31 protein-coding genes are annotated in these 26955 nt (G+C 29.4%); 10 read left to right on the top strand and 21 right to left on the bottom strand.

Annotated features, from left to right (window positions below):
• Nucleotides 1-107 precede the first annotated feature (107 nt).
• The 7 genes from recN to EYW44_RS00660 all read left to right on the top strand — a co-directional run bounded on the left by recN (nt 108) and on the right by EYW44_RS00660 (nt 6939).
• A complete protein-coding gene (recN, locus tag EYW44_RS00690) occupies nt 108-1781 on the top strand; it encodes a DNA repair protein RecN (protein WP_243643583.1) in 1674 nt (557 codons plus the stop codon).
• A 7-nt stretch (nt 1782-1788) separates the two neighbouring features.
• A complete protein-coding gene (locus EYW44_RS00685; protein WP_132721374.1) occupies nt 1789-2304 on the top strand; it encodes a hypothetical protein in 516 nt (171 codons plus the stop codon).
• 11 nt (nt 2305-2315) lie between these two features.
• The gene (locus tag EYW44_RS00680; protein WP_132721372.1) at nt 2316-3128 is read left to right on the top strand and encodes an enoyl-ACP reductase FabI; all 813 of its coding nucleotides are present in this window, start codon (nt 2316-2318) and stop codon (nt 3126-3128) included.
• 63 nt (nt 3129-3191) lie between these two features.
• Nucleotides 3192-3971: a DUF3050 domain-containing protein gene (locus EYW44_RS00675; RefSeq protein WP_132721370.1), complete on the top strand. Its 780-nt coding sequence runs from the start codon at nt 3192-3194 to the stop codon at nt 3969-3971.
• Nucleotides 3968-4972 carry a glycosyltransferase gene (locus EYW44_RS00670; RefSeq protein ID WP_132721368.1) on the top strand — a complete coding sequence of 335 codons (1005 nt, stop codon included), beginning with the start codon at nt 3968-3970 and terminating at the stop codon, nt 4970-4972. Before EYW44_RS00675 ends, EYW44_RS00670 begins: the two co-directional genes overlap by 4 nt.
• Nucleotides 4973-5908: a UDP-glucuronic acid decarboxylase family protein gene (locus EYW44_RS00665; protein WP_132721367.1), complete on the top strand. Its 936-nt coding sequence runs from the start codon at nt 4973-4975 to the stop codon at nt 5906-5908. It begins immediately after the preceding gene.
• Nucleotides 5909-6018: 110 nt separating this feature from the next.
• Nucleotides 6019-6939 carry an EamA family transporter gene (locus tag EYW44_RS00660; protein WP_132721366.1) on the top strand — a complete coding sequence of 307 codons (921 nt, stop codon included), beginning with the start codon at nt 6019-6021 and terminating at the stop codon, nt 6937-6939.
• Nucleotides 6940-7000: 61 nt separating this feature from the next.
• On the opposite strand, the gene EYW44_RS00655 is transcribed toward EYW44_RS00660, so the two are convergent.
• From EYW44_RS00655 to EYW44_RS00610, 10 genes are all read right to left on the bottom strand, one after another.
• On the bottom strand, nt 7001-7360 hold the full coding sequence (locus EYW44_RS00655; RefSeq protein ID WP_132721365.1) for a hypothetical protein: 360 nt from the start codon (nt 7358-7360) through the stop codon (nt 7001-7003).
• A gap of 162 nt (nt 7361-7522) precedes the next feature.
• Complete coding sequence (locus EYW44_RS00650) at nt 7523-8422, bottom strand: DUF4835 family protein (RefSeq protein WP_132721364.1); 900 nt, start codon at nt 8420-8422, stop codon at nt 7523-7525.
• A 77-nt stretch (nt 8423-8499) separates the two neighbouring features.
• Nucleotides 8500-9708: a bifunctional phosphopantothenoylcysteine decarboxylase/phosphopantothenate--cysteine ligase CoaBC gene (gene coaBC / locus EYW44_RS00645; protein ID WP_132721363.1), complete on the bottom strand. Its 1209-nt coding sequence runs from the start codon at nt 9706-9708 to the stop codon at nt 8500-8502.
• A complete protein-coding gene (locus tag EYW44_RS00640; protein WP_132721361.1) occupies nt 9709-10032 on the bottom strand; it encodes a DNA-directed RNA polymerase subunit omega in 324 nt (107 codons plus the stop codon).
• A 3-nt stretch (nt 10033-10035) separates the two neighbouring features.
• Complete coding sequence (locus EYW44_RS00635; protein ID WP_243643582.1) at nt 10036-10863, bottom strand: outer membrane protein assembly factor BamD; 828 nt, start codon at nt 10861-10863, stop codon at nt 10036-10038.
• 216 nt (nt 10864-11079) lie between these two features.
• On the bottom strand, nt 11080-11928 hold the full coding sequence (locus EYW44_RS00630) for a hypothetical protein (RefSeq protein WP_132721357.1): 849 nt from the start codon (nt 11926-11928) through the stop codon (nt 11080-11082).
• 128 nt (nt 11929-12056) lie between these two features.
• The gene (locus EYW44_RS00625; RefSeq protein ID WP_132721355.1) at nt 12057-12794 is read right to left on the bottom strand and encodes a LytR/AlgR family response regulator transcription factor; all 738 of its coding nucleotides are present in this window, start codon (nt 12792-12794) and stop codon (nt 12057-12059) included.
• Entirely contained in the window at nt 12787-14631 is a 1845-nt protein-coding gene (locus EYW44_RS00620; protein WP_132721353.1) for a tetratricopeptide repeat-containing sensor histidine kinase, read from the bottom strand. The genes EYW44_RS00625 and EYW44_RS00620 overlap by 8 nt, the downstream gene beginning before the upstream one ends.
• A gap of 161 nt (nt 14632-14792) precedes the next feature.
• Nucleotides 14793-15485, bottom strand: coding sequence for a hypothetical protein (locus EYW44_RS00615; RefSeq protein ID WP_132721351.1), 693 nt, complete (start codon nt 15483-15485; stop codon nt 14793-14795).
• Between the two features lie 10 nt (nt 15486-15495).
• Nucleotides 15496-15702, bottom strand: a complete 207-nt coding sequence (locus tag EYW44_RS00610; protein ID WP_132721349.1) for a hypothetical protein — start codon at nt 15700-15702, stop codon at nt 15496-15498.
• Between the two features lie 157 nt (nt 15703-15859).
• Here EYW44_RS00610 and EYW44_RS00605 point away from each other — a divergent pair, with 157 nt between their 5' ends.
• A complete protein-coding gene (locus EYW44_RS00605; RefSeq protein WP_132721347.1) occupies nt 15860-16897 on the top strand; it encodes a bestrophin family protein in 1038 nt (345 codons plus the stop codon).
• A 94-nt stretch (nt 16898-16991) separates the two neighbouring features.
• Here EYW44_RS00605 and glyA read toward each other — a convergent pair whose 3' ends face one another.
• Genes glyA through EYW44_RS00590 form a run of 3 tightly spaced genes read right to left on the bottom strand, consistent with a single transcriptional unit; the run spans nt 16992 to nt 19739 of the window.
• The gene (gene glyA / locus EYW44_RS00600) at nt 16992-18266 is read right to left on the bottom strand and encodes a serine hydroxymethyltransferase (RefSeq protein WP_132721345.1); all 1275 of its coding nucleotides are present in this window, start codon (nt 18264-18266) and stop codon (nt 16992-16994) included.
• Entirely contained in the window at nt 18241-18576 is a 336-nt protein-coding gene (locus EYW44_RS00595) for an LETM1 domain-containing protein (protein ID WP_132721343.1), read from the bottom strand. The genes glyA and EYW44_RS00595 overlap by 26 nt, the downstream gene beginning before the upstream one ends.
• Nucleotides 18576-19739 carry a proline dehydrogenase family protein gene (locus tag EYW44_RS00590; RefSeq protein ID WP_132721341.1) on the bottom strand — a complete coding sequence of 388 codons (1164 nt, stop codon included), beginning with the start codon at nt 19737-19739 and terminating at the stop codon, nt 18576-18578. The genes EYW44_RS00595 and EYW44_RS00590 overlap by 1 nt, the downstream gene beginning before the upstream one ends.
• Nucleotides 19740-19840: 101 nt before the next feature.
• On the opposite strand from EYW44_RS00590, the gene aroB reads away from it, so the two are divergent.
• Both aroB and EYW44_RS00580 read left to right on the top strand, forming a co-directional pair.
• Nucleotides 19841-20899, top strand: coding sequence for a 3-dehydroquinate synthase (aroB, locus tag EYW44_RS00585; protein ID WP_132721339.1), 1059 nt, complete (start codon nt 19841-19843; stop codon nt 20897-20899).
• Between the two features lie 4 nt (nt 20900-20903).
• On the top strand, nt 20904-21257 hold the full coding sequence (locus EYW44_RS00580; RefSeq protein ID WP_132721337.1) for a hypothetical protein: 354 nt from the start codon (nt 20904-20906) through the stop codon (nt 21255-21257).
• Between the two features lie 67 nt (nt 21258-21324).
• Here the strand turns inward: EYW44_RS00580 and EYW44_RS00575 are convergent, their stop codons facing one another.
• From EYW44_RS00575 to EYW44_RS00540, 8 genes are all read right to left on the bottom strand, one after another.
• Nucleotides 21325-22353: a glycerophosphodiester phosphodiesterase gene (locus EYW44_RS00575; RefSeq protein WP_132721335.1), complete on the bottom strand. Its 1029-nt coding sequence runs from the start codon at nt 22351-22353 to the stop codon at nt 21325-21327.
• 189 nt (nt 22354-22542) lie between these two features.
• On the bottom strand, nt 22543-23172 hold the full coding sequence (gene hisIE, locus EYW44_RS00570; protein ID WP_132721333.1) for a bifunctional phosphoribosyl-AMP cyclohydrolase/phosphoribosyl-ATP diphosphatase HisIE: 630 nt from the start codon (nt 23170-23172) through the stop codon (nt 22543-22545).
• Between the two features lie 73 nt (nt 23173-23245).
• Entirely contained in the window at nt 23246-23584 is a 339-nt protein-coding gene (locus tag EYW44_RS00565; protein WP_132721331.1) for a cyclic-phosphate processing receiver domain-containing protein, read from the bottom strand.
• Between the two features lie 4 nt (nt 23585-23588).
• A complete protein-coding gene (locus tag EYW44_RS00560) occupies nt 23589-24275 on the bottom strand; it encodes a hypothetical protein (RefSeq protein WP_132721329.1) in 687 nt (228 codons plus the stop codon).
• Nucleotides 24276-24367: 92 nt separating this feature from the next.
• A complete protein-coding gene (hisF, locus tag EYW44_RS00555; protein WP_132721327.1) occupies nt 24368-25123 on the bottom strand; it encodes an imidazole glycerol phosphate synthase subunit HisF in 756 nt (251 codons plus the stop codon).
• Between the two features lie 5 nt (nt 25124-25128).
• Nucleotides 25129-25638 (bottom strand): DinB family protein, encoded by a 510-nt coding sequence (locus EYW44_RS00550; RefSeq protein WP_132721325.1) that lies wholly within the window; start codon nt 25636-25638, stop codon nt 25129-25131.
• A 2-nt stretch (nt 25639-25640) separates the two neighbouring features.
• The gene (hisA, locus tag EYW44_RS00545) at nt 25641-26408 is read right to left on the bottom strand and encodes a 1-(5-phosphoribosyl)-5-[(5-phosphoribosylamino)methylideneamino]imidazole-4-carboxamide isomerase (protein WP_132721323.1); all 768 of its coding nucleotides are present in this window, start codon (nt 26406-26408) and stop codon (nt 25641-25643) included.
• A 143-nt stretch (nt 26409-26551) separates the two neighbouring features.
• Nucleotides 26552-26914 (bottom strand): four helix bundle protein, encoded by a 363-nt coding sequence (locus EYW44_RS00540; RefSeq protein ID WP_132721321.1) that lies wholly within the window; start codon nt 26912-26914, stop codon nt 26552-26554.
• Nucleotides 26915-26955 lie beyond the last annotated feature (41 nt).

Here is a 26955-nt window from a genome sequence, read left to right as displayed (position 1 = left end):
TATACCATTAAACTAAGTTCCCTGAACTTACTAATTTTTATCCTTAATAACTTTCCTACTTTTTAAAACACTTTACTATTTTCATTTCCCGTAAATTCCGTATTTTTATGGGCTCTAAAAGAAGGAATTTGTTATTACATTTATCAATACATAATTACGCTTTAATAGATCAACTATCTATTAATTTTTCTGAAGGTTTATCTATAATTACAGGTGAAACAGGCTCGGGTAAATCAATACTTTTAGGAGCTTTAGGACTTGTATTAGGTAATAGAGCTGATTTGGGCTCTTTAAAAGACAGCACAAAAAAGTGTGTTGTTGAAGCCGAGTTTAATATAGAAAATTATGTTCTAGAAAGCTTTTTTACTGATAATGATTTAGATTACGAACATCATACCATCATCAGAAGAGAAATTTTAGCTTCTGGTAAATCTAGGGCTTTTATAAATGATACTCCTGTTACCTTAAGTGTGTTAAATGTTCTAAAGTCTAAATTAATAGATATTCATTCACAGCATCAAACATTACAATTATCTGATAATAAGTTTCAGTTTACTGTAATTGATGCGCTAGCAAAAAATGAAAAAAGAATAGCTTCTTATAAACGAGGCTTAAAAAAATACAATACATTACAAAAAGAACTTCAGCAACTTAAAGATAATCAGGAAACTGAAAATCAACAATACGAATACAATCTACATTTATTTAAAGAATTAGAAGAAGCTGATTTTCAACCGAATGAACAACAAGATTTAGAGCAAAAACTTGATGCTTTAAATAATGTTGAAGATATTAAGTTGAATTTATCTGAAGCTATACAAATAGCTACAAATGAAGAAGCTGGAGCTCAAAACCTATTACATTCTTTAGAAAATAATCTTCAGAAAATTAGTTCTTTTGATCCATTATATGAAAATTTATCGAGTCGTATTACAAGTATCAAAATTGAATTAGATGATGTAGTTGGAGAACTTGAAAATGCTAATGAATCTGTTGAATTCAATCCTACTGAACTAGAAAAAATTAATGATCGCTTACAATTAATGTACGCGCTTCAAAAAAAGCATATGGTTAGTAGCATTGAAGAATTATTAGTAATACAAGAAAGCTTAACTGAAAAAGTTGGTAATGTTGAAAATGCTACTGAAATCATTACTAAAAAAGAAAAAGAAGTACAAGAAGTAGCGAATAAACTAGACGAAGTAGCCAAATTAATAACCAAAGCAAGAAATAAAGCCATTCCTAATTTAAAGAAAGAATTAGAGTTTTTATTATCAGAACTAGGAATGCCAAATGCTCGATTCTCTATAGAATTAAGTGATTCTGAAACCTACAATACTAATGGTAAAGATGATTTACAATTTTTATTTTCAGCTAATAAAGGAGGTAGTTTTGGAGAATTGAAAAAGGTAGCTTCTGGAGGTGAATTATCAAGAATAATGTTATCTGTAAAGAAAATTTTATCTGAAAACATAAAGTTACCTACCATTATTTTTGATGAAATTGACACCGGTGTTTCTGGAGAAGTATCAAATAAAATTGCACATATTATGCAACAAATGAGTAATTATATGCAAGTAATGGCAATTACACATTTACCTCAAATTGCTTCTAAAGGTGCGTCTCACTATAAAGTATATAAAGAAGAGAAAAAAGGAATAACAACATCTAACTTAAAACAACTAACTAAAGAAGAACGAATTGTAGAAATTGCAGAAATGCTAAGCGGAAAAGATATTTCTGAAAGCGCATTAATTCATGCAAAAGAACTTTTAAATTAAGTGTTTTATGAGTGATAATAGAGCTGAAAACCTATTTTTTGAAGCAGATCAATTAATAGATGAAAATAAAATTATAGAGGCTAAAGAAATGTTATACGAAATTATAGCTGAATTTCCTGATTATGGTAGAGCTCATAATCATTTAGGATGGCTATATAATATTAAGTTTAACAATTACCCTAAAGCCAAAAGACATTTAGAATTAGCTGTAAAGTTTGCACCAGATTATCATGCTGCTTATAGTAATTATGCTTATTTATTAATTGATATGAATATGTATGATGACATGATTAGTTTTGGAGAAAAAATAGTTCGTACTTCTGTGGTAGATAAATCAACTATTTTAAACAAAATGGGACAGGCGTATGAATTAAAAGGCGAAATTATGGAAGCCCATAAACATTATAAGCTTGCAGTTAAAGAAACTTTAAACAATAAAGCCTTAGATGCTATTTATGCATCTATAAACAGAGTGAAAGGAAAAATGAGTTTCCTTCAGAAATTGAGATTAATAAACCAATAATAAATAACAAAATGTACAATTTATTAAAAGGAAAAAAAGGAATTATTTTTGGAGCTTTAGATCAAAATTCTATTGCTTGGAAAGTAGCTGAAAGAGCCCATGAAGAAGGTGCCGAATTTGTTTTAACTAATGCTCCTATCGCTTTACGTATGGGACAATTAAATGAATTAGCTGAAAAAACTGGTTCACAAATAATTCCTGCTGATGCAACATCTATGGATGATTTAGCAAATCTTGTTGAGAAATCTATGGAAATTTTAGGTGGTAAATTAGATTTCGTATTACATTCAATTGGTATGTCTGTTAATGTACGTAAAGGAAAACATTACACAGATCCTAAATACGATTTTACTACTAAAGGCTGGGATGTATCTGCCGTTTCTTTTCATAAAACTATGAATGTGTTATACAACAAACAAGCCATGAACGAATGGGGTAGTATTGTTGCATTGACTTACATGGCGGCACAAAGAGTTTTTCCTGATTATAATGATATGGCTGATAACAAAGCTTATTTAGAATCTATTGCTCGTAGTTTTGGTTATTTCTTCGGAAGAGATCACAAAGTACGTGTAAATACAATATCACAATCTCCTACTCCAACAACAGCTGGTCAAGGAGTTAAAGGATTTGACGGTTTTATCAGTTATGCTGAAAAAATGTCTCCTTTAGGTAATGCTACTGCATTAGAATGTGCAGATTATACTATTACATTGTTTTCTGACCTTACTAAGAAAGTAACACTACAAAACTTATTTCATGATGGAGGTTTTTCTAACATGGGAGTTAGTGATGCAGTGATGGAACGTTTTGCAGAAGAATAATACTAACTAAATAATCGAATGCAAATCAATTTGATTTGCATTTTTTATTGAAAAATTTTTGGGATGAGTAGACTAAAACAAATAGAAGAAGAATTAAAGTCTTTACAAGACAAATTGGATAAACACGAATTGTATTCGGTGTTAAATGAACTAGAGGATGTGAAAGCTTTTATGGAAGAACATGTTTTTGCTGTTTGGGATTTTATGTCGCTTTTAAAAGCTCTACAACAACAACTTACATGTGTAAGCATACCATGGAAACCTGTTGAAAGCTCTGTTACTGCTCGTTTTATCAATGAAATTGTTCAGGGTGAAGAAACTGATGTTAATGAAAACGGAGTAACCAAAAGTCATTATGAAATGTACATAGATGCCATGAATGAGATTGGTGCAAGTACATCTCAAATAAACAGTTTTATTAAACAAGTCACAGATATTGAATCAATTAAAACTCTTTTAAATGAATATAATATTGCTGAAGAAACCAAAAATTTTGTCAATTTTACATTTGATGTCATAAAAACAAGAAAACCACATATTATTGCGGCTAGTTTTACGTTTGGTAGAGAGGACATTATTCCTGATATGTTTTTAAACATCATTAAAAAAGCAGAAATAGAAGAAGATAAAGAGTTTGTAAAACTGAGTTATTACCTTCATCGTCATATAGAATTGGATGGTGATGAACATGGTCCATTAGCACTTCAAATGATTGCTGAATTATGCGGTGATGATGATGAAAAATGGAATGAAGTATCAACTTATGCAAAAGCTTCTATTTTAAAACGTATTGAATTATGGGATGGTATCTCCAAAAAAATTAAAAATCCTATTCTAGCATGACGGAAATTCGTTTATCGTTAATTATTCCTGTTTATAACCGACCAGATGAAATAGAAGAACTTTTAGAAAGTTTTACCAAACAAGATTTTCAAAAAGAATATGAAATAGTAATTGTTGAAGATGGTTCTTCATTAACATCTGAAGAAATCGTTCAGAAATATAAAAAGCAATTAAATATTACTTATTTCTATAAAGAAAATTCTGGTCCTGGTGATTCTAGAAATTATGGAATGATGAGGGCTTCTGGTAACTACTTTATAATTTTAGATTCTGATGTTATTTTACCAAGTCATTATTTAAGTACTATAGACACTTATTTAACATCTAATTATCTTGATTGCTTTGGTGGTTCTGATGCTGCTCATGATAGCTTTACTGATTTACAAAAAGCTATTAATTATGTAATGACTTCCTTCTTTACCACTGGTGGAATTAGAGGAGGAAAAATGAAAGTCCAAAAATTTGAACCTCGAAGCTTCAATATGGGAATTTCTAAGGAAGCGTTTGAAGCTACAGAAGGGTTTTCAAAAATACATCCAGGGGAAGATCCTGATTTGTCACAAAGAATCGTAAACAAAGGTTTTAAAACCGGTTTTTTACCCAATGCATACGTTTATCATAAAAGACGTATTTCTTGGAAGAAATTCCACACTCAAGTAAAAAAATTCGGATTAGTTCGTCCAATATTAACAAAATGGCACCCAACAACTGCTAAAATTACTTTTTGGTTTCCGGGAGCATTTGTGTTGTTTACCATTTTATCAGTACTACTTTCAATTGTAATTACACCATTGTTTATAGCACCACTTGCTGGCTATTTATTATTACTGTTTTTACATTCTATGATACTTAATAAAAGTATTAAAGTTGCTTTTTTAAGTATTTATGCAGTATTTGTTCAATTTTTTGGATATGGATTGGCTTTTTTAAAATCTACTTTTTACATTCGCTTACTAAATAGAGATCCACAAAAACAATTTCCAAAATTATTTTTTAAATAAGTGAAAAGAATATTAGTTACAGGAGGCGCAGGCTTTATAGGTTCGCATTTATGTGAACGTTTATTAAACGAAGGAAACGAAGTTATTAGTTTAGATAATTATTTTACAGGAAGTAAAAAAAATATCATTCATTTACTAGATAACCCATATTTTGAAATTGTAAGACACGACATTACAGAACCCTATTTTGCAGAAGTAGATGAAGTGTATAATTTAGCATGCCCTGCTTCCCCTATTCACTATCAACACGATCCTATTAAAACTATTAAAACATCTGTGGTAGGTGCTACTAATATGTTAGGTTTGGCTAAACGAATTGACGCTAAAATATTACAAGCATCAACAAGTGAAGTATACGGTGATCCTAAAATACATCCTCAACCAGAAAGTTACTGGGGAAATGTAAATCCGATTGGCTTACGTTCTTGCTATGATGAAGGAAAACGTTGTGCTGAATCTTTATTCATTAATTACCACAAACAAAATGATGTTCGTATTAAAATCATTCGAATTTTTAATACCTACGGAACAAGAATGAACACTAATGATGGTAGAGTTATCTCTAATTTTATTGTACAAGCTTTAAAAGGCGAAAACATTACCATTTATGGAAAAGGAAACCAAACTAGAAGTTTTCAGTATGTAGATGATCTAATTGAAGGAATGATTCGAATGATGAATACTGATGATACTATTACCGGACCTATAAACATTGGTAATCCTGCCGAGTTTTCTATTTTAAATCTGGCTGAAAAAATCATAGAAATCACCAATTCCTCTTCAAAAATTATTTTTGAACCATTACCAGAGGATGATCCTATGCAGCGTAAACCTGATATTTCGTTAGCTAAAAAAACCTTGAATAGCTGGGAACCTAAAATATCTTTAGATGATGGGTTATTAAAAGTGATAAAATACTTTGAAAGTGTTATATAACTTTTGAACTTATAGAGTAGTTATAGCTATTATTTAAAGACTGTTTTTTATCTAAAAATTAGTATTTGATTTTGTAAGAAGTGTTTTACCTTTACACTAAAATCAACTACATGACTAGATCTAAACTTCTAATAATAATTTCTTTTTTTTCAATTTATGTAATCTGGGGATCTACATATCTTTTAAATAAGATTGCAGTTACAGAAATACCTCCTTTACTTATCTCTTCTATTCGATTTGGTATTGCAGGTATTTTAATAATGATTATAGCTAAACTATTGAATCATCCATTAAAGATTACAAAGAAACAGCTTTTAAATACAACTATTGCAGGCTTTTTATTTCTTGTGTACGGTAATGGTGTATTTGTTTGGGCGTTAAAATTTGTAGATAGTGGATTTGCTGCTTTACTGGCTTCTACACAGCCTTTATTTGTATTATTCTTACTTCGGTTAATAGATGGTAAAAAAATGCAAAGAAAATCAATTATTGGTGTGTTATTAGGTATGGTAGGTATGTACCTTTTGGTAAGCCAAGAACAAATAGCTACTTCAGATGGTATGATTATAGGAATTTTTATGATTCTTACTTGTGTATTAAGCTGGAGTTATGGAAGTGTTTTTGTTTCAAAAGCCGATTTACCTAAAAACTTTTTTGTAAGTACTGGCTATCAAATGATCATAGCTAGTTTAATGCTTTTCTTTTGTAGTTTTATTTTTAAAGAAGACACAACAGCAATATTGAATATTAGTCCAAAGGTACAGCTTGTAATGGTTGCGTTAATCTTTTTTGGCAGTATTGTAGCTTTTACTGCATTTAATTATTTACTAAAGAACGTTTCTCCAGAAAAAGTTACTACTTCTGCATATGTCAATCCAGTGATTGCCTTATTATTAGGTTGGGCTATTTTAGATGAAAAATTAACCAATCAATCTATTTTAGCTTCTGCAATTTTACTTGCAGGTGTGTACTTTATAACATCTAGAAAAAGAGTTACTAAAACAAAAGTGAATACCTCACAAAAAGCATAAAAAAAGAAAAATCTATCAAAAATTGATAGACTTTTCTTTTTAACTTTATTGATCAATTTGACTAATATTCGTCAATAGTAAATTGTGTTATTTTTTTATCTGCTGATAACTTTAAAATTAACACCATAGAAGCATTATCAAACTCTAATAGATAACAGTTGCCTGCTTCACCTTCCATCCAGAACTCTGAAGATGTTATTTGTCCTAATTCACTGAAATAATCACCCATCATTTTAATAAAATCTGCCTCTGGATTTGTTGATTGATAAGACGCATCAAAGGAAGTATAAATACTTTTAAAATCTTTACTATTAAAAGATGTTGAAATTTTTTTTAATTCTTGATCATAATCATCATCAGTTTGAGAAATACAAATTTGAATACTTAACATACATAAGATTACAGAAAAAACTTTTTTCATAAGGTATATAATAATTGGGGTAAATATATTATCTAGAGGATAACATACACAAATATAACATTTTAAAAACTCTTACTATGTTTTTAACATATGAAAGTTATTCAAAAAGTATACCAAATTAAAACACCTAATGTAAATGAAATATAATATAGTACTATAAAATTATTGCTTAATTTCTTTCCAAACTTGACCTTGAGTAGGTGCTATTCTTTGTAATGTTTCTTTAAGCTTTAGTTCTTTTCCTGAACTTTTACCTTGAGAGAAAGTAGAAGCGATTTCATTAGCCTTAGCATCTAAGAAAAGACGAATCATATAATTACCAACAGTTACATTAAATAACTCTTCTAATTGTATTAAACTTGATGCTATTGTTCTTTTAGCATTTACCTCATTGTCTAAGAAAACATCAAATCCGTTTCTATGGTAGTTGTAGTAGATTTTTCTTAATTCACTAAACTTAGTAGATAAAAAACTATCTATTAAAGCAAACCTATTTTGTTCACCAATTTTGTTTTCCCAAGCAGGATCACCACTTTGTTGCGCTTGCAACATAACATTTTGCGCTTGCTTAAAGTAATTTTCACCACCTTTTAGAGAGAAAGTATCAGCGTCTACTCCTAATATTACATAGATATAAAAAACCATCGTAGATACTAAGTTAGAATCGAATGAATTAGGATTGAATATTAATGGCTCAAACTCATTGTATTGAAAGTTTAAACTAGTGTCATTAATATTTAAAGTAGGTGTTTCGTATGTTGAATTATAAACGGGACGCGCTGATTGTATTTGTAAACTTGCAGAAAAATTATTAGAATTTTGCTCATTTATGATAATTGTGAAAGCACAATTAATTCGTTCTTGTGGTAAAAACTTTTTATTTGTCCACTTTGTTTGATTTACAAACTCTGTTAACGATTCTTGTAACGTTTTAAAAACTTGTTTATTGGTACTTTGAACTCTATCAGCGTTTACAACTACTACTGCATTTAACTCTTCTTGAGCAAAACTAGTAGCTGTATACAATAAACACAAAAAAATGATTACAAGCTTATTTTTCACAATGATAATATTTTAAACAAGGTTTTAATTTTTAAAACCTACTTTGATTGATCTTGATTACTTAAAAAAGTAGTCTTTTATGAAATTCTTTCTAAAACTTCATTGATTATATCTTTAGCTACTTCTTTTTTTGATTTTAACTCAAATGTTTTTTCGTTAAAACTTTTATCAATAATAGTAATTTTATTTGTATCAACAGCAAAACCTGCTCCTTTATCTCTTAAAGAATTTAATACAATAGCATCTAAATTCTTACTTTCTATTTTTTTCTTTGCATTAGACACTTCATCATTTGTTTCTAAAGCAAAGCCTACTAAAAATTGATCTTTTTTTATAGCTCCTAAAGATTTTAAAATATCTTTTGTAGGTGCTAACTCTATAACTAACGAAGCATCCTTCTTCTTTATTTTTTGATCAGCAACATTTTTTGGTCTATAATCTGCCACAGCAGCTGAAAGTACCGCAATATCTACCTCATTAAAGTAAGTATGACAAGCATCATACATTTCTTGTGCTGAAGTAACATCAATTCTACGAACTAGTGAATTTTTTACTGTTTGACTAGAAGGACCTGAAACCAAAAATACTTCTGCTCCCTTTTTAGCGGCAGCTTTCGCAATTTCAAATCCCATTTTTCCTGATGAATGATTCCCTATGAATCTAACAGGATCAATAGCTTCGTAAGTTGGACCAGCAGTTATTAATATTTTTTTACCTTTTAACGGTAATTTTGACTGAATATCTTTCTCTATAAAATCTACAATATCTTCTGGCTCTGCCATACGACCTTGTCCCACTAAACCACTTGCCAATTCTCCTGAAGTAGCTGGAATCATAATGTTTCCAAACTTTTGTAAACTATCTAAACTATCTTTTGTAGATGGATGAATGTACATATCTAAGTCCATTGCAGGAGCAAAATATACGGTACATTTTGCAGACAAGTATGTAGCTAATAATAAATTATCACATGTACCATTTGTCATTTTAGACAAAGTGTTGGCTGTAGCTGGAGCAATAATCATAAGATCTGCCCATAAACCTAAATCAACGTGATTATTCCATAACTCATTTTCGTCTTCTTTATCGTAGAATGTTGAGTGTACTGGATTTTTAGATAAGGTAGAAAGTGTTAAAGGGGTAATAAAATCCTTAGACGCAGGAGTCATAATAACTTTGACTTCTGCGCCTGATTTTATAAATAAACGAACTAAACTAGCTGTTTTATATGCTGCTATACCGGCTGTTATGCCAAGTAAAACTTTTTTTCCTTGAAGTACAGACATTTATTTTTTGTCTGGTGATCTGTGATAAATTTTTTCGTTTAACCACTCCTCTACTGCAATTGCTGTAGGTTTTGGTAAACGCTCGTAAAATTTAGAAACCTCTATTTGCTCCTTGTTTTCGAACACTTCCTCTAAACTATCATTATAAGTAGCAAACTCGTCTAACTTATCAACTAATTCTTTCTTTAAATCAGAATTAATTTGATTTGCTCTTTTAGCAATGATAGAAATAGCCTCATAAATATTCTCAGTTGGCTGCTCAATAGCTTCTCTATCATAAGTAATAGTACTTACTGCTGCTTTTGTTTCTTTATAGTTGTTCATTATCTAACTTTTAACTAATTGTTCTTCTAATTGTTTATTTTCTTTTTCTAATGTAGCTAACATCACTTCTGATTCTTTTGAATACTTAGAATTTGGAAAGTTACGTTTCAACTTCTCGTATGCTTTGATAGCTTCTTTTACCCTTTTTCCTCTTCTTCTTTTTGTACTTTTCATTGCAAAATCATGAGAAGCTTTCAATCTGTAAAATAAAGCTTCTTCTTTATATGTTGTTCCTAAATAATCTGATAATAAATTATCGAAAGCAGCAATAGATGCTCTGTAATAATTATCTCTTGGTCTAGATTCTGCGATTCTATAATATGTTTTAGCTATTTCAAATGCTTTAGTTTCTAACTTGTATCTTAATTCACTATAATATTTGTTTGCTTCTGCTAATTTAGGTGAATCTGGATACTTATCAATAAAAGATTGAAATGCTTCAATTGCTTTGTTTGTATCTGTAGCATCTTTACTGTAAACTGGCGCTGACTTGTAAAAACTTAATGCTGATAAAAAATCAGCTTCCTCTCTTTTAGAACTTTTAGGATAGTTTTGAGAAAAACGCTTAAAATAGTAACCTGCTAAACTATAACTTTTAATATTGAAGTTTGAATTTGCAACCATGTACTGAATACGTTCCATCTGAGGCTTACTTCTATAAGCTGGTGTTATCTTTTCAAATAAACGTAAAGCTTTGCTGTATTTTTTAGCCTCATACATCTTTACAGCCATCTTATATTGATCGTCTACCTTCCCTCTATTTAACACCTTGTGGTACTCGCTACATGAAGTTAAAACGAATACTACTAAAATAAAATATACTCTTCTCATGGATTTTTGCATTTTGCAAAATTAGTAATTAATTATGTATTATTAAAATTGTTTTCAATAACGAACTTTTATAATTCATGTTATACTAAACGTTTGTTAAATTATTCTTGAACTAATCATAATTTTTAAATGCTAATTTAACAATACAAATTAAAAAATCGCCTAATATTTAAATTAGACGATTTTTAGATATTTAATTCTTTTATAATTATCTGTTTATGGTCTCATAAAAATAGTAAAATCTTCCACATAATCTGGGTATGTACAGCTTTCTTCTAAGTTCAACTCTCTATATGGTCTTATTATAATAATGTTTTCCAAACTTGAATTAGCTAATAATTGATCATTTACTAATATTGAAGTTGATGAAATTTCATTACTTCCTGATAATGGTCTGGCTGTTTGTAGGTACCCAACATTAAACCCTTCTTGAATTAATGGATGCGCTGAAGAAACAACTATACTTGTTGAATTAGAAAATGGCTCAAGACTAAATCCTTTTGGGAAATATAACTCTAAACAATTATTATCTACCATATCAGCTACAAATGCTGTCACTAAGAAATCTACAAAACTAGATACTGGTACTCCAAATGCTGATGACCCCGAATCTGAAACTTTAGTTGGTATTGGCCTTGGTGGTGATTGATTTCCATGAACTGGATTTACTCTTGGTATGCTTGAAAAATCTACATCTAACAATATGTACTGCCTTAATAATGCATAAAAACCAGATTTAAAAGGTGAATCAAAACCTACCTGTCTCCCTATTAAATCATTTAAACTTATTACATTTTCTCCATTTAACTTTGTGTAAACTTCTTCTCTTGCTTGTTGATTTCCTAACACAACTCTAGCAGCTATATATGATGACCATTGCAATTGATTATCAAAATCAGTTATTTCTGAAGATAAAGGTCCTCCTAACAAAGGTCCGATCTTAGATTTAGAAGCCTTAGATTGTATTTCCAATGTTTCTTCTGTTACTAAATTTTCTGTATTATTTGTACAAGCAAAAAAAGTACAACACAGCAATAATGAAAAGATACTTTTAGATATATTCATAACTAGATTTATGTTTGATTAAAATAAGCAATGATAGCAAAATTAAGACATGGAAAATCACTGCTTTTCAAATACGTTTAGCAATTGATTGAATTCGTAACAACTTTTTTCAAATTCGTTTCAAGTAATTAAAAAATTTTTTTCAGAGTATAATCTTTACGTCTGCTTGAAACTGGGACTTTTGTCTCTGAATCTAACATTAAAAATCCTTGTTTATTATACTTTGTAACATATTTTTTATTTACGATGTACGATTGATGACAACGAATAAAAATATGCTCTGATAAAATTTCTTCAATTTTTTTGATAGGTTTTGAAACAACAATTTTTTCTTGGTCTTTTACATAAAAGGTAGTGTAATTACCATCAGACTTACAATATAATATATCATCTTCATATACAGCATATACACTATCTGTTGTTTTTAAAATAATTCTATTGTTTTTAGCACCATTAAAATATTCACTAGAAATTTCAATCAATTTTTCAAGATGATTTTCTTTATTTTTTTGAGCAATGGCTTTATCAACCGCCTCAATAAACTCAACTTCATCAATTGGTTTTAAAATATAATCCAACGCTCCTACCTTTATGGCTTTTAGCGCGTGCTTATCAAAACCTGTTATAAAAATAACTTCAAAGCTCTTGTAATCAACATTACTTAAAACATTAAACCCAGTACCGTCTCCCAAATCAACATCTAAAAACAATAAGTTAGGTTTAAGCTCATTAATAGCTTCAACTGCAGTGGCAACACTATTTACTTCTTTTAAAACAACAATTTTATCGTTAAAGTTCTTTTGAATTTTACTTATTACATCGGATCTAACGTGTGCTTCGTCATCTACTACAATAGCTTTAATCATTTTCTGTTAATTTATAAGGAAACTTAAACTTTATAACAACTCCTGATTCAGTACCGATACTTTTTTTATCCTGTATTTCAATACCCTTTTTAGTTGTCTTTTTCAAATAATTATTAATTAATAAGGTAGAGGTTGATTTTTTAATTTCATTGCTTTTTTTACCACTTAAACCTTTTCCATTATCTTCAACTATACATGCTATAAAATCTTTTTGCATAGATAACGATAGTTTAATTTTTCCGCGGTAATCAATTCCTGCAAAACCATGCTCAATACTATTTTCTATCATGGGTTGCATTAACATAGGAGGTATAAAAATTAGATCATCTTCTTCAATATCTTGTAATTCAATTTCAAAATCAAATTTATTTGGAAATCTTAATTTTTGTAACTCAATATATTTTTTTAATGCTTCTAACTCTTCATTTAACTGAACATAATTCTGTGTAGAATTCTCTAAAATTAAACGTAATAATCTAGAAAACTTTAATAAATAATTACTTGCTTCTTCTGGCGACTCTTTTATTTCATTTTGAATTGCGTACAATGTATTAAAAGTAAAATGCGGATTCATTTGAGATCGTAACAAACGTTGCTGCATTTGAATATTCAACTTTTCAAATCGATGCGTACGTTGGTTATACACAAAAACACTAATAACAATAACTAAAATGATCACACCAAAAAGTATAAATATTCTTTTTAAGCTTTTTATTTCAAGATCTTTCTTTTCAGCTAATATTTGTTTTTCTTTTTCATTTGCCTTTTTTAAAGCTACTAATTCTCCTGAATATTTATCTAAATACTTTCCTTCTTGATACGAGTACACAGAATCTAAATAATTATAAACTTCAGAAAAATCTTTATTTGTAAGTGAAGCAAACTCGAATTTTTGCTTTAAAATATTTCTTTGATGACTGCTTCTAATCTTATTCAAATCAAACCTAGAAGCTGAATCTAAATAAAAAGATGCTAGCCTATACTTTTCCATCTCTAAATAAGCACCAGAAATATTCGTATAAGTACCTACCAGTTCGTTGTTTTTAAAATCACCATCAGGCATCTTTTTTAAACTTTCCAATCCTTTTAAATAACTTTCTAAAGCTCCCTTATAATTTTTGTCATAAAATCGATGAATTCCGTACTCGTTATATATATTATAAAGTGTATTTAAATTCAGCTTATCTTCTAAAGAAATTAAGCTATCTAAAATTTTATACGATTTTTTTATATCGCCCTTATTATAGTTATACTGGGCTCTTGGAATTAATGCACTTCTTACATATGCGTCTGCTCCTTCAATTTTTTCTAAAGTTTTAACTTGAAGTCTATTATATTCTAAAGCTTTTTCATAATCTTTACTAGCCTTGTATGTATTTTCATACATATAATAAAGCGTAGCTAAATTTCCATAATCATTATCTTTTAACTTGCCTTTTAATATGTTGGCTGTTGAAATACAGTCTCCATATTTACCTTCGTCAATATAAGTATTCCAAGTGTCAAAAAAATAATCTACTTCTCTGTAATATTTTATAGAATCTTTTACTAAATCAGTTGCTTTATGATGATAATAGGCTGCACTATCTATATCTCCCTTAGCACGAAAAAATTTACCTAACAAATAATCATTCTCTGCCTTTAAAGAATCTTTAACAGGATTCAATGCAATTATTTTACTAGCTAATTGAAGGTATATGTATGTTGAATCTTGATTTTCTGATGATTTTTTTTGAAGAATTTTTACTTTTTCACTTGGGTCTTTTTCTGTATCATTTAGGATGCAAGCATTTAGAAAGCAACATAAAATGAAGCATAAAAAAGCATTTTTAGACATATTTGTACAGGCTGATTAGACCACAAAATTATAAAATAATTTTTTAAGAAATGAATGATTGGTACTTGTTATCTAAAATTATTTAACACTTTTATTAAATGAATCAAAAAAAATAAGGAGTGTTTAGAACACTCCCTTATTTAAAAAAGTTTATATATGAATTATTTTTTTAAATTTGAATTCAACTTTAAAAGCTTTTCTTCACTCTTTTTTAAACCTGTTTTTATTTTGGTTACTCTTTCCTCGTATTTAGCTAGTTTACCTTCAATTTTAGCTACTTTTTCCATCTTTTCTTGATACTGCTCTTCTGTAATTTTACCAGACTCTTTATCTGCTGCTAAACGTTCTTTTGTCTTTTGAATTCTTTCAGAAGCTTTTGTTTTTCTGTCTTCATAAGATGCTAACTTTTCTTTTTTATTTTCTATTCTTTGTTGAACTGTATTAGCCTTTGCATTCTTAAATTCACGTTTTTTCTCTTTTAACTCCTTACGCTTTTCTTTAGTTTCTTCTTTGTAAGCAGCTAATTTCTCTTTTAAATCAGGATTTGCATCTAAATAAGCCTTTTTTTCTTCCTTGCTCATTCCTTTCATTTTCTCTTTATGAGCTCCTAAAATTTCATTTCTACCTTCCTTTAATTCCTTTTTAACTTCTTTAAGTGCTTTTTTTTGAGCTTTCAACTCCTTCTTTTGCTCCTTCATTTCAGCACCTTTGGCTTTTCTAGCTTCTTTCATTTCTTTACGCTTCTGCTTCATTTGCTCTTTGCGTTCTTTTCTTTCTTCTTTATTTTTCTGAGCATTTGCTACACTTACAAATCCAATAAGCATTGCCATTATAAAATATTTTACTAGTTTCATTTTTTCTGTTTTAAAGGTTATCTAATTCATCTAAAGCATTCTCAATTTCTTTTGCATCTTTTTCTAAAGATTCTACATCTTGATTCACTTCCTTATCTACACTTTCGATTTGCTGTTCTAATTCAACTTCTTTCTTCTTTTGCTCTTCGGCTTTTTTATCACCGCAAGAAACCATAAAGGCACTAACCATTAATACTGTTACAAAAATTTTCTTCATGAGTTTTTGATTTTTTATTAGAAATAACAAGATACTGAATTCTATTTTTTTATTCAAAAAACACATAACAACATGTTTTTCAAACTTCTAAATAGTTATTTTTTTCTTTGATATTTATTGGTAGTATTTGTATGTTGCCAGCTTAAAATTATTAGAAATGTTAGTTAAAAAGAATTTTAGTGCGAGAAGTATTTTACTTTTCTCTGGAGCACATCTTGTTTGGTTGTCCTTATGGGCTTTTTTTGTAGCTTTTTTGTATAAATTTTCACAACTCAAAAACATTTCAATTCCTTGGCTACCCTTTTCTTTAATTGGTACTGCTGTAGCCTTTTATGTAGGTTTCAAAAATAATAATGCTTATGGTAGATTATGGGAAGCTCGTAAAATTTGGGGAGCTATTGTAAATGATAGCAGAAGTTGGGCGGCAGGAGTTGTTGGTTTTATCAATAATAATTTAAGCGAAGAAAAACTTACTGAAGAAGAATTAGATGCTATAAAAAAACGTTTAGTATATTCTCATATTGGTTGGCTATATAGTTTACGTAAACAATTACTTATTCCTACTCCATGGGAACACATTAATCAGAATAGGTTAGTTAGAATGACTACTAAAAAAAGATTAAGAAACAGAGGTGTTGGGCTGTATGACAAAGAAGTTGAAGAAAGTGAAGTTAGCAACTACCTACCGAAAGAAGATTATGACACTTTAATAAATAGCAAAAATACAGCAACACAAATTATAGCGAATCAAGCTGAATTTATTGCTGAATTAAGAAGCAAAAATATTATCAATGATTTCAGACACGTAGAGCTACAAGAATTATTAAATAACTTTTATACGCATCAAGGAAAATGTGAACGAATTAAAAAGTTCCCTTTACCTAGACAGTACTCAAGTATGAGTTTTACGTTTATTGCTATTTTTAGTTTTATACTTCCGTTTGGTATGGTGTCTGAGTTTTCTAAAATTGGTGAATATGGTGTTTGGTTATCTATTCCTTTTACCGTAGTAGTTGGATGGGTTTATTTGATGATGGAATTAATTGGTGACTATTCTGAAAACCCTTTTGAAGGTTTAAGCAATGACATTCCTATGCTTTCTTTATGCAGAACTATTGAAATTGATTTACGAGAAATGCTTGGAGAAACAGAACTTCCTGATCCTATTGAAAGTAAAAATTATGTTTTAATGTAAAAACATAATCTAGAATATTTTAAAAATATATTGTAAACAAAAAACTCTCTGAAAATTCAGAGAGTTTTTTTTATGTTTATATCTAATTGTAAAATTACATTACAAATAATCTTCTATGTTGCATTAAATCTTGTACCTTCTCTCCTACTGCATGTAACTTTTCATCATTATCAGCATTCTGAATTGCTTCATCAATAAGATCTACAATAACAAGCATGTCTTCTTCAACTAAACCTCTTGTAGTAATTGCTGGTGTACCAATACGAATACCAGAAGTAACAAAAGGAGATTCTGTATCAAAAGGAACCATGTTTTTGTTTACTGTTATATCAGCTTTTCCTAAAGCTAATTCAGCATCTTTACCTGTAATATTCTTATTTCTTAAGTCGATTAACATCATGTGGTTATCTGTTCCTCCAGAAATAATATGATATCCTTTTTCTACAAATGCAGCTGCCATTGCTTTTGCATTTTCTCTTACTTGAATTACATACTCTAAAAATTCATCTGTTAACGCTTCACCAAAAGCAACAGCCTTAGCAGCAATAACATGCTCTAAAGGTCCACCTTGGTTTCCAGGGAAAACACCTGAATTTAATAAAGATGACATCTTTTTTAATTTTCCACTCTTTAACTTTAATCCAAATGGATTTTCAAAATCTTTCCCCATCATAATCATACCTCCTCTTGGACCTCTTAACGTTTTATGAGTTGTAGTGGTTACAATATGACAATGTGGTAATGGATCGTTTAAAATTCCTTTAGCAATTAAACCTGAAGGATGTGATATATCTGCCATTAAAATAGCTCCTACGCTATCAGCAATCTCTCTAAAACGTTTAAAATCCATGTCTCTTGAGTATGCAGACGCTCCTGCTATAATTAACTTTGGTTTATGTGTTTGAGCTTGCTCATTGATATGATCGTAATCTAATAAACCTGTTTCTTTACTTACACCGTAAAAAACTGGATTATATAATTTTCCTGAGAAATTTACAGGAGAACCATGTGTTAAATGACCTCCATGGGCCAAATCAAATCCTAAAATAGTATCACCTGGCTGTAAACAAGCAGCAAAAACAGCTGTGTTTGCTTGACTACCTGAATGAGGTTGTACATTAACATACTCCGCTCCAAATAATTCTTTTGCTCTATCAATTGCTATTTGTTCTACTACATCTACTACTTCACAACCTCCGTAATAACGCTTACCTGGATATCCTTCAGCATATTTGTTTGTTAATACAGATCCTTGCGCTAGCATTACCTGATCACTTACAAAGTTTTCAGATGCTATTAATTCTAATCCATTAAGCTGACGCTCCTTCTCTTCTTGAATTAAATCAAATATTTGATGATCTTGTTGCATTGTTGTTGTTTTGTTGTTGTTTTAAATCTTCTATATCTTTTCTAAAAGAACTTGGTAATATTGTTGGTATTAACTTCACCAACAAAGGTAATAGTAATGAACCACCTGGCAATAAAAAAATAGTAAAAGCTGGAATCGTTTTACAGATATCCAACAATTGTTCTTTTACCTTATTTTTCTCTTCTTTGGTTAATTTTTTAGACAATGATTTTTTTAGTAAGAAAATAAGCTCTTTACTTTCTTCGAGTTCATTTAAAAATCGTATTTTATTTTTCTGAAGTAAAGTTTTTATTTCTTCTAATGTTGTCATTATATTTTACGTCTTTTCTTTTCCATTTTTAATAAATTTAACTCCCTTGAAGTTTGTCCTTCTACAGAAGTATTCTCTTCTGCTCTTCTTATTAGATAAGGCATTACGTCTCTTACCGGACCAAAAGGAACATATTTAGCTACGTTATAGCCTTCAGAAGCTAAATTAAAACTTATGTGATCACTCATACCGTATAGTTGACCAAACCACATACGCTTATCTTCTTTCTTTATATTATATTTTTCTGCTAATTGCATTAATAAATAAGAGCTTTCTTCGTTATGAGTTCCCGCAAATAAAGCCATATTTTTGTGCTCCATCATGTACAAAATAGCTTCGTCATAATTTTTATCAGTCGCTTCTTTGTTTTTACATATTGGCGACAAATATTCAAATTCTTCTGCTCTTTCTCTCTCTTTTTCCATGTAAGCACCACGTACCACTTTCATTCCAATATGAAATCCTTTTTGATGCGCTCTTTGATGTAACGATTTTAAATAATCCATACGATCATGCCTATACATTTGTAATGTATTAAAAACAATCGCTTTTTCTTTATTGTATACCTCCATCAATTCCTCTACCAAATCATCAGCAGCATCTTGCATCCAACTCTCTTCAGCATCAATTAATAAAGGTACGTCTTTGCTATGTGCTATCTTACATACATTATGAAACCTTTCTTTCACACGCTTCCACTCCTCTTCCTCAGCTTCTGTTAATGTTTTACCCTCTCCTATTTTTTGGTATAATCCAAACCTTCCAAAACCAGTTGGTTTAAATACGGCAAAAGGAATTGATTGCTTTTCTTCAGAAAATTGAATGATTTTTACAATAGTATCTACTGCATTATCAAAACTCTCTTCCTCTTCTTTACCCTCAACAGAATAATCTAATACACTATGTACATTTCCTTTGGTATACATTTTATCTATGTTAGGTAAACAGTCTTCTTCTGTTACACCTCCACAAAAATGATCGAAAACAGTAGATCTTATCAATCCTTCTACTGGTAAATGCGCTTTAAGTGCAAAATTTGTAACCGCTGTTCCAATACGAACCATTGGTTGATTTTGTATCAAGCGAAATAAAAAATAAGCTCTTTCTAACTCAGAATCAGTTTTTAGCTTAAAAGCAACTTCAGTATTTTCAAAAAGTTTCATTAGTAATTTGTGTCCCGTTATTTACTAAAAGACAAATATAGAAGAGAAGTCGCAAATATTTTAATAATTTCTATTTAATTTGCACTATATTTTATCAAGACATGGAATCTATAAAAGCAACTACATATTCTATTCATTTTAATGAAAAAGGTTATACTGAATTAGCAAATTTAATTACTCAAAAAAAATATTCTTCTGTATTTATTTTGGTAGATGATAATACTTTTGAATGCTGTTATTCTAGATTCATGCAACACCTTGCTGTAGAAGTTCCTATTGAAGTAATTCAAATTGATCCAGGTGAAATTCATAAAAACTTAGAAACTTGTATGGGAGTTTGGAGTGCTATGACTGAATTAGGAGCTGACAGAAAAAGTTTATTAATTACTTTGGGTGGTGGTGTTATTACTGATTTAGGTGGTTTTGTTGCCTCTACTTTTAAAAGAGGTATCGATTTTGTAAACATTCCTACAACTTTACTTTCAATGGTTGATGCTTCTGTTGGTGGTAAAACTGGAGTAGATTTAGGCGTATTAAAAAATCAAATTGGAGTTTTTGCAAATCCGCAAACTGTAATTATTGACCCTGAATATTTACACACACTTTCTCCTCGTGAAATTAGATCGGGTACTGCTGAAATCATCAAATATGGAATGACTCATGACATCCATTTATTTAATGAAATAAAAGACAATCCTAATTTAAATATCATTGACCTAATTCACAGATCTATTGAAATAAAGAATGAAGTTGTAACAGAAGACCCTAAAGAACAAGGTGTTCGAAAAGTTTTAAACTGGGGGCACACAATGGGACATGCGATTGAATCATACTTTTTAGAAAGTGAACATAAAGAAAGCTTAACTCACGGTGAGGCTATAGCTATAGGTATGGTATGTGAAGCATATATTTCTAATAAAGTTACTGGTTTTGATATTAATGAGGCTACTATTATTAAAAATGCCATCATTACTATTTACGGAAAAATTGATATTTTACCTGAAGATATTCAACCTATCATGGAACTTTTAAAACATGATAAAAAGAACGAGGCTGGAACTGTTAAGTTTGTATTACTAAATAAATACGAAGATTTTGTTATTAATTGTGAAACTTCTTCTGATGTAATTAAAGATAGTATTGATTTTTACAACAATTAACTGAGTGAAGTTTTCAATAAAAAAAACAGGGAATTATATTGCTTGGCTTCTTATTAGCGTTGTTTTAGGCATTACTAATTTCTTATATAGAGCAGGAAGTTATCCTTTTAAATCAAATTCAGAAAACATATTTTTATCAATTCTTGAGTTTGCCTTTTATATTGCTTCTTGTATTATTGGTAGCGTTATAGGAATTATTGCTTTTATTCTTTTAAGTATTATAGAAAAAAAACTATTAAAGAAATTGTCTTTTTCTACTTTCAACCTTAAATTAATAAAACTACTAACACTGATTATTTTAGTTATTATAATTGGTGTTATTCATGATATTTTAGAGTTTGATTTAGATTGGATTTAATTCAAACTAAAAACAAAATCCCCACAACTTTTTTAAAAAATTGTGGGAATTTCTTATTTAATGATGTTTAGTTTATTATTACTGGAACAACTTCTCGTTTTGATCCTGTTATTATTTCTAATAAATAATCTCCAGAATTTTGATTCACTTTAAATTCAAAATTATCAACCTCTTCTATCAATCCGTAATTAACTAATTCCTCTCCATTTCTATTAATTAATCTTACTAATGCATTTTTATAAGACTTATTGATTTTAAAGTTCGTTGAAATTGGATTTGGAAACGCCAATACAGGAATCGAATTAATTGTTGTATTGTTTCTTTCTAACTCTGATCTAACTGCTACGGCTCTTCTTGGATAATTAGTTGCTATACCATACTGCCCATTCTGAATAGCTAATCTCATCTCTCTTTCTGAATCTATGGTGTAAGAAATAATCTTAATTCCCATGTTTTCAGCCTCTGTAACTCTCGATCTAGATACTACTCCAGGAGGTCCAAAAAACTCTCCTCCTATGCTTTGTAATTGTCTTAAGTTACGACTTCCCCAAAAAAAGCTTACCAAGTACTTAACTGGAATCGTTGAAATTTGTTTTACTCTCCTTAATTCAGAAAAATTAAATGAAATGATAATTACATCATTCTCCATGTTTAATTCTCTAACTAAAGCTACAACATCATCCGCTAAACCAGATTCTTTTAGCTCTATTTCAACTTTTATCCTTCCTTTTGCTTGATTTAATACTTGACGAAGTGTTGGTATTCTTTCTCCTCTGTATAAATTACCAAACCTACTTGAGTAACCAGCATCCACATTTACTAACTGTGAATAATTGAAACTCCTTAAATATCCACGTGTATTAGTAGTTCTATTTAAACTAGAATCGTGTAAAGTTACCATTACACCGTCTCTAGTTCTTCTTACATCACATTCTACATAATCAGCTTTAGCATCTATAGCTAATTGATTTGCAATTAAGGTATTTTCTGGAGCTTCACTTGAGTTTCCTCTATGAGCACTTATGACAAAATCTTGTTGTGCCACTGATTTTACAACTATAAGAAATAACACAATTGATAATAGTTTTTGATTCATTTTATTTAATATTTTGATTAATTAATGAACCTAAAATTATCAGTTGTGTTATGTTATTTTTTTACATAAATATTAATTCCTACAACTTCAAATACAAGAATTTATTATGCTAATGTTAAGAGTTCTAAATTTCTTAACATTAATTTTATTCATGCTACAAAACAATAATTTATAGCACCAAAACAGATCTTAATGTCTACTTTTTAAAACAGCCTCAATGTCTTGCAATGTAAAACCTTTAGCTTTTAAAAGAATCAAATAATGATACATTAAATCAGCCGCTTCATTGGTAAACAAATCATCATTATCATCTTTCGCTTCAATTACTACTTCAACAGCCTCTTCCCCTACTTTTTGAGCTACTTTATTAATACCTCTTTTAAAAAGTTTGTTGGTATATGAAGACTCCACATTGTTATCAATACGATCATGAATAATACTTTCTAACTCATACAAAAATCCTTTGGAAGTCTCCTCAGCAAAACAAGAAACATCTCCTTTGTGACATGTGGGACCTTTTGGGTCTGCTTTTATTAAAATAGTATCATTATCACAATCTATCTGAATATCCTTTACAAACAAAAAGTTACCACTCTCCTCTCCTTTCGTCCATAATCTATTTTTACTTCTACTGAAAAAAGTAACTTTTTGCTCTTGTTGAGTTTTCTCAAAAGCTTCTTTATTCATGTATCCTAACATTAATACCTGTAGCGTGTTGTTATTCTGAATAATCACAGGCACTAAACCATCGCTACTTTTATTAAAATCTATATTCATTTTATTATTTTTATTGTCAGGTCGAGCGTAATCGAAACCCATTATTATATCTTTTTAAAACACTACCTCTTGTAACTTAAAAGCTTTTAAAGCACATAATACTTGAGATGACTGTTTATTGTTTATTTAAAAATTTGATATAGTTCGTTAACAATCCTTGAATCTGTTCTGCTGCTACTGGATTTGCAGAATGTACTTTGAATTGTAACTCCCTTAAATCTAACTCAGACTCATATACTAACCATTTTGCTGCTGCATATCCGTCTAAAGCTACTTCTCCTTTTTCATCTAATCCTAAATCGTTATCAAAACTAATAAAACTAGGCAATCCGTTTGTTTTTATGTAAGCTACAAATTCATCATAAGTCCTTACAATATCATATTCCTTTTCTTCTGATGCATCATAAACCATATCTATGGTTCTTAAATCATCTAAAAACAATTTTTTCTTCATAACTTTAGTTTATAAAATTACTATAATCCCTTGTCAACATAAAAGTTGATTGATAAGGAACATTTTTTTCTAATCCATCTTCTTCATAATCTTTCAATACCTTATTGATCATATTTACTTTTAGCGGATTTAACTCTGAATCTGGAAAATAAAACAACTTAGTTTCTTTATTTTCTTTATAGATAATTAAATTACTATTCATTTTTTTAGAATAATAATTTAATTTTTCATCTGTCAATTCTATCAATTCAAAAGTTCCTGTTTCTAACATTTCCTTTACTATACCACAACCTTTTTCTAATAAAGTAAAATCTACTTTTTTGGGAAACTCAATTGATTCTTTTGCAAGAAACTCAAATGAAATATTTGTTGAATAACAATCTGGAGCTCCACAATCAAAGCTATGAAGATTGAAAGGTATTTCAATTTTTACGATACCATTTACTTCTCTCACAAGATTTCTAATGTACAATTCTTCTAAAAGACCAGACTTTAAACTATTGTTATTTTTCAATTTTAAAAGTGCTGTTCTCAGAGAATCTTGTAATTCTTCAAAATTCAGTTTCTCTGTTTTTTTATTTTGAATCACTATGTTTTTTTGTTCCTTGTAATTTCTTTTTTCTTTATTAGAAGTACAAGCAATCATAAAAAAACTTAAACCTATCGTTATGAAGACTAGTACTTTCTTCATATTGTAATTAATTTACTTTAATTAAAAGAAATAAAGAATTATAAATTAACAAATCACTAAGGTGTTAACTCTAATTCTAAACTTCGTTTGAACTATATTCTAACAGGAATTCCACTATCTTTTAACTCCTTTTTTAACTCTGGAATTGGAATTTCTCCAAAGTGAAAAACACTTGCTGCCAATGCTGCATCAGACTTTCCTTCTACAAAAGTATCTATAAAGTGTTGTACTGTTCCTGCACCTCCAGAAGCAATAATTGGAATATTTAACTCGGTAGATAATTTTGCTAAAGCTTCATTAGCAAAACCTGCTTTAGTTCCATCATTATTCATAGAAGTAAACAAAATCTCTCCTGCGCCTCTTTTTTCTACTTCTTTAGCCCAGTCGAACAGATTTAATTCAGTTGGAATTGTACCTCCTGCTAAATGTACTAACCATTCTCCATCAACTTTTTTAGCATCAATTGCTACTACTACACATTGACTCCCAAACTTTTGTGATAATTCATTTACTAATTCTGGTCTTTTTACTGCTGATGAATTAATAGATATTTTATCTGCACCACATTTTAACAAAGCATCTACATGCTCTACAGATGAAATTCCACCACCTACAGTAAACGGAATATTTACTTGTTCAGCTACTTTTTCAACCATATCTAACGTAGTTCCTCTATTTTCTAATGTAGCAGCAATATCTAAAAACACTAATTCATCTGCTCCTAATTCTGCATATTGTTTTGCCAATACTACTGGATCACCAGCATCTATTAAATTTACAAAGTTGACACCTTTAACCGTTCGTCCATTTTTAATATCTAAACAAGGTATAATTCTTTTAGTTAGCATTGCTATTATTTGTTTTTAATGGTTAAATCTATTCCATCATAAAAGCCTAAGCTTTTATTTTTTATTTGTTTGGTCCAAAAAGCTATTTGTCCTGTGTGATATGAGTAATGTTCTGTTACATGAATTGCTATTCCTATTCCTGAAAATTCAAATCCTTGTACGCTTCTTTTTCTCATATACTCTTCTTCAGAAGTAGACAAAATAATCGATTTTGCTTTTTCAACCGTTATTTCTAACTTGCTTAATAATTCTTCTTTGGTAAAACCAGATGTTACTTCAAACTCATAGTCTCTATTCCTTTGATCTTCTGTTTTTCCTAAGGAAGCAATCGCATATTGTGTAATATTACCACATAAATGAATGATTAGATTTCCAATACTGTTGGACGAATCATTTATTTTTTTCCAAATATCTTCTTCCTCTAACTTTTGAAAACTTATTTTAATCATTCTAGTGCTCTCATTTAATCGATACACTATTTGCTCTTTAAACTCTTTCAACATTTCTTTTTCCATAATTACGATGCATTAAGAATAAAACTTTCTAATTGCTTTAAACTGATTTTATTTTCATAAATCGCCTTACCAATTATCACTCCTTCACAACCTAATTCTGCTAGTTTTGGTAATTCATCAAAAGTAGAAATCCCTCCAGAAGCTATTAACTTCAAACCTGTGCTAGACTGCGCTCGATCTGACATTTTACTAGTATTCAAAATCTCTTCGTAAGTTCCGAAACTTGGTCCTTGTAACATTCCGTCTTTAGAAATATCAGTACAAATCACATACTGAATTCCTTTTGATTGATAACCATTTATAAACGGAATTAATTGCAAACTACTTTCTTCTTGCCAACCATTGGTTGCTATTTTCCCTCCTGTCGCATCTGGATAAAAATCGGCTCCTAAAATAATTTTCTTAGCTCCAAATTTGCTAATCCAGTTTTCAAAAACTTCCGAATTTTTAACAGCAATACTTCCTCCTGTAATTTGATTGGCTCCTGAATTAAAAGCGATTTCTAAATCTTTATCCGATTTTAATCCTCCTCCAAAATCTATTTTTAAATTGGTTTTGGTTGCTATTTCTTCTAATACTTTATAGTTGATAATTGTGCTAGCTTTCGCTCCATCTAAATCAACTACGTGTAAATATTCAATTCCCGCATCTTCAAACTCCTTTGCAACTTCTAACGGATTTTCATTGTATATTTTTTTGGTATTGTAATCGCCCTTGGTTAAGCGAACACATTTTCCTTCTATGATGTCTATGGCTGGTATGATTCTCATTTCTTCGATATTAGATATTAAAGGTTAAATATTAGAAGTTTTTTTATGTTAAATATTAAAAATTAAATAGTAGAGTTAATTATTACTATTACATTATTAATTTCACTTCTAATATTGTAAATCTTACATTTAATATTAATGTATTAATATTTTTTATTTTGATTTTTCTTTGCTGTATTTATTGAAGCTACCATTATTGCCAATAATTCCGAACCTTCCTTTTTTAATTTTAAAATTTCTTTTTGATATTCAGGAATAACTTCTTCAAAAATTTCTAACCAATAAATACTTTCATCCGTTTCTTCTTCTACTATTTTTAATTTATTTATAAAATCAGCTGTTGATTTTGCTCTTTGTGAAGCTCTATAATTTGCACCAACAGAACTTGAACTTCGTATTAACTGATTTACATAAGCATTATACTCTCTTGATTTAGGAATTTTAAAACAAAACTTCCAACAATCCAAAGCAAATACTTTAGTCCTTTTCATAATTTGATTTTTCATAACTTTATTTTTTATATTAGATATGCGAAGTTAAATATTAG

Origin of the sequence: Tenacibaculum sp. M341 (assembly GCF_004337695.1) — a bacterium.
Classification (GTDB): Bacteria; Bacteroidota; Bacteroidia; order Flavobacteriales; family Flavobacteriaceae; genus Polaribacter.
The sequence above is the reverse complement of the archived record's forward strand: the minus strand, read 5'-3'. Positions and strand labels throughout refer to the sequence as shown.

Bases quoted from the DNA above. Each gene is read 5' to 3' on its own strand.
- recN (WP_243643583.1), top strand. From the start codon at position 108: ATGGGCTCTAAAAGAAGGAATTTGTTATTACATTTATCAATACATAAT.
- EYW44_RS00685 (WP_132721374.1), top strand. From the start codon at position 1,789: ATGAGTGATAATAGAGCTGAAAACCTATTTTTTGAAGCAGATCAATTA.
- EYW44_RS00680 (WP_132721372.1), top strand. From the start codon at position 2,316: ATGTACAATTTATTAAAAGGAAAAAAAGGAATTATTTTTGGAGCTTTA.
- EYW44_RS00675 (WP_132721370.1), top strand. From the start codon at position 3,192: ATGAGTAGACTAAAACAAATAGAAGAAGAATTAAAGTCTTTACAAGAC.
- EYW44_RS00670 (WP_132721368.1), top strand. From the start codon at position 3,968: ATGACGGAAATTCGTTTATCGTTAATTATTCCTGTTTATAACCGACCA.
- EYW44_RS00660 (WP_132721366.1), top strand. From the start codon at position 6,019: ATGACTAGATCTAAACTTCTAATAATAATTTCTTTTTTTTCAATTTAT.
- EYW44_RS00655 (WP_132721365.1), bottom strand. From the start codon at position 7,360: ATGAAAAAAGTTTTTTCTGTAATCTTATGTATGTTAAGTATTCAAATT.
- coaBC (WP_132721363.1), bottom strand. From the start codon at position 9,708: ATGTCTGTACTTCAAGGAAAAAAAGTTTTACTTGGCATAACAGCCGGT.
- EYW44_RS00640 (WP_132721361.1), bottom strand. From the start codon at position 10,032: ATGAACAACTATAAAGAAACAAAAGCAGCAGTAAGTACTATTACTTAT.
- EYW44_RS00635 (WP_243643582.1), bottom strand. From the start codon at position 10,863: ATGAGAAGAGTATATTTTATTTTAGTAGTATTCGTTTTAACTTCATGT.
- EYW44_RS00630 (WP_132721357.1), bottom strand. From the start codon at position 11,928: ATGAATATATCTAAAAGTATCTTTTCATTATTGCTGTGTTGTACTTTT.
- EYW44_RS00625 (WP_132721355.1), bottom strand. From the start codon at position 12,794: ATGATTAAAGCTATTGTAGTAGATGACGAAGCACACGTTAGATCCGAT.
- EYW44_RS00620 (WP_132721353.1), bottom strand. From the start codon at position 14,631: ATGTCTAAAAATGCTTTTTTATGCTTCATTTTATGTTGCTTTCTAAAT.
- EYW44_RS00615 (WP_132721351.1), bottom strand. From the start codon at position 15,485: ATGAAACTAGTAAAATATTTTATAATGGCAATGCTTATTGGATTTGTA.
- EYW44_RS00610 (WP_132721349.1), bottom strand. From the start codon at position 15,702: ATGAAGAAAATTTTTGTAACAGTATTAATGGTTAGTGCCTTTATGGTT.
- EYW44_RS00605 (WP_132721347.1), top strand. From the start codon at position 15,860: ATGTTAGTTAAAAAGAATTTTAGTGCGAGAAGTATTTTACTTTTCTCT.
- glyA (WP_132721345.1), bottom strand. From the start codon at position 18,266: ATGCAACAAGATCATCAAATATTTGATTTAATTCAAGAAGAGAAGGAG.
- EYW44_RS00595 (WP_132721343.1), bottom strand. From the start codon at position 18,576: ATGACAACATTAGAAGAAATAAAAACTTTACTTCAGAAAAATAAAATA.
- EYW44_RS00590 (WP_132721341.1), bottom strand. From the start codon at position 19,739: ATGAAACTTTTTGAAAATACTGAAGTTGCTTTTAAGCTAAAAACTGAT.
- aroB (WP_132721339.1), top strand. From the start codon at position 19,841: ATGGAATCTATAAAAGCAACTACATATTCTATTCATTTTAATGAAAAA.
- EYW44_RS00575 (WP_132721335.1), bottom strand. From the start codon at position 22,353: ATGAATCAAAAACTATTATCAATTGTGTTATTTCTTATAGTTGTAAAA.
- hisIE (WP_132721333.1), bottom strand. From the start codon at position 23,172: ATGGGTTTCGATTACGCTCGACCTGACAATAAAAATAATAAAATGAAT.
- EYW44_RS00565 (WP_132721331.1), bottom strand. From the start codon at position 23,584: ATGAAGAAAAAATTGTTTTTAGATGATTTAAGAACCATAGATATGGTT.
- EYW44_RS00560 (WP_132721329.1), bottom strand. From the start codon at position 24,275: ATGAAGAAAGTACTAGTCTTCATAACGATAGGTTTAAGTTTTTTTATG.
- hisF (WP_132721327.1), bottom strand. From the start codon at position 25,123: ATGCTAACTAAAAGAATTATACCTTGTTTAGATATTAAAAATGGACGA.
- EYW44_RS00550 (WP_132721325.1), bottom strand. From the start codon at position 25,638: ATGGAAAAAGAAATGTTGAAAGAGTTTAAAGAGCAAATAGTGTATCGA.
- hisA (WP_132721323.1), bottom strand. From the start codon at position 26,408: ATGAGAATCATACCAGCCATAGACATCATAGAAGGAAAATGTGTTCGC.
- EYW44_RS00540 (WP_132721321.1), bottom strand. From the start codon at position 26,914: ATGAAAAATCAAATTATGAAAAGGACTAAAGTATTTGCTTTGGATTGT.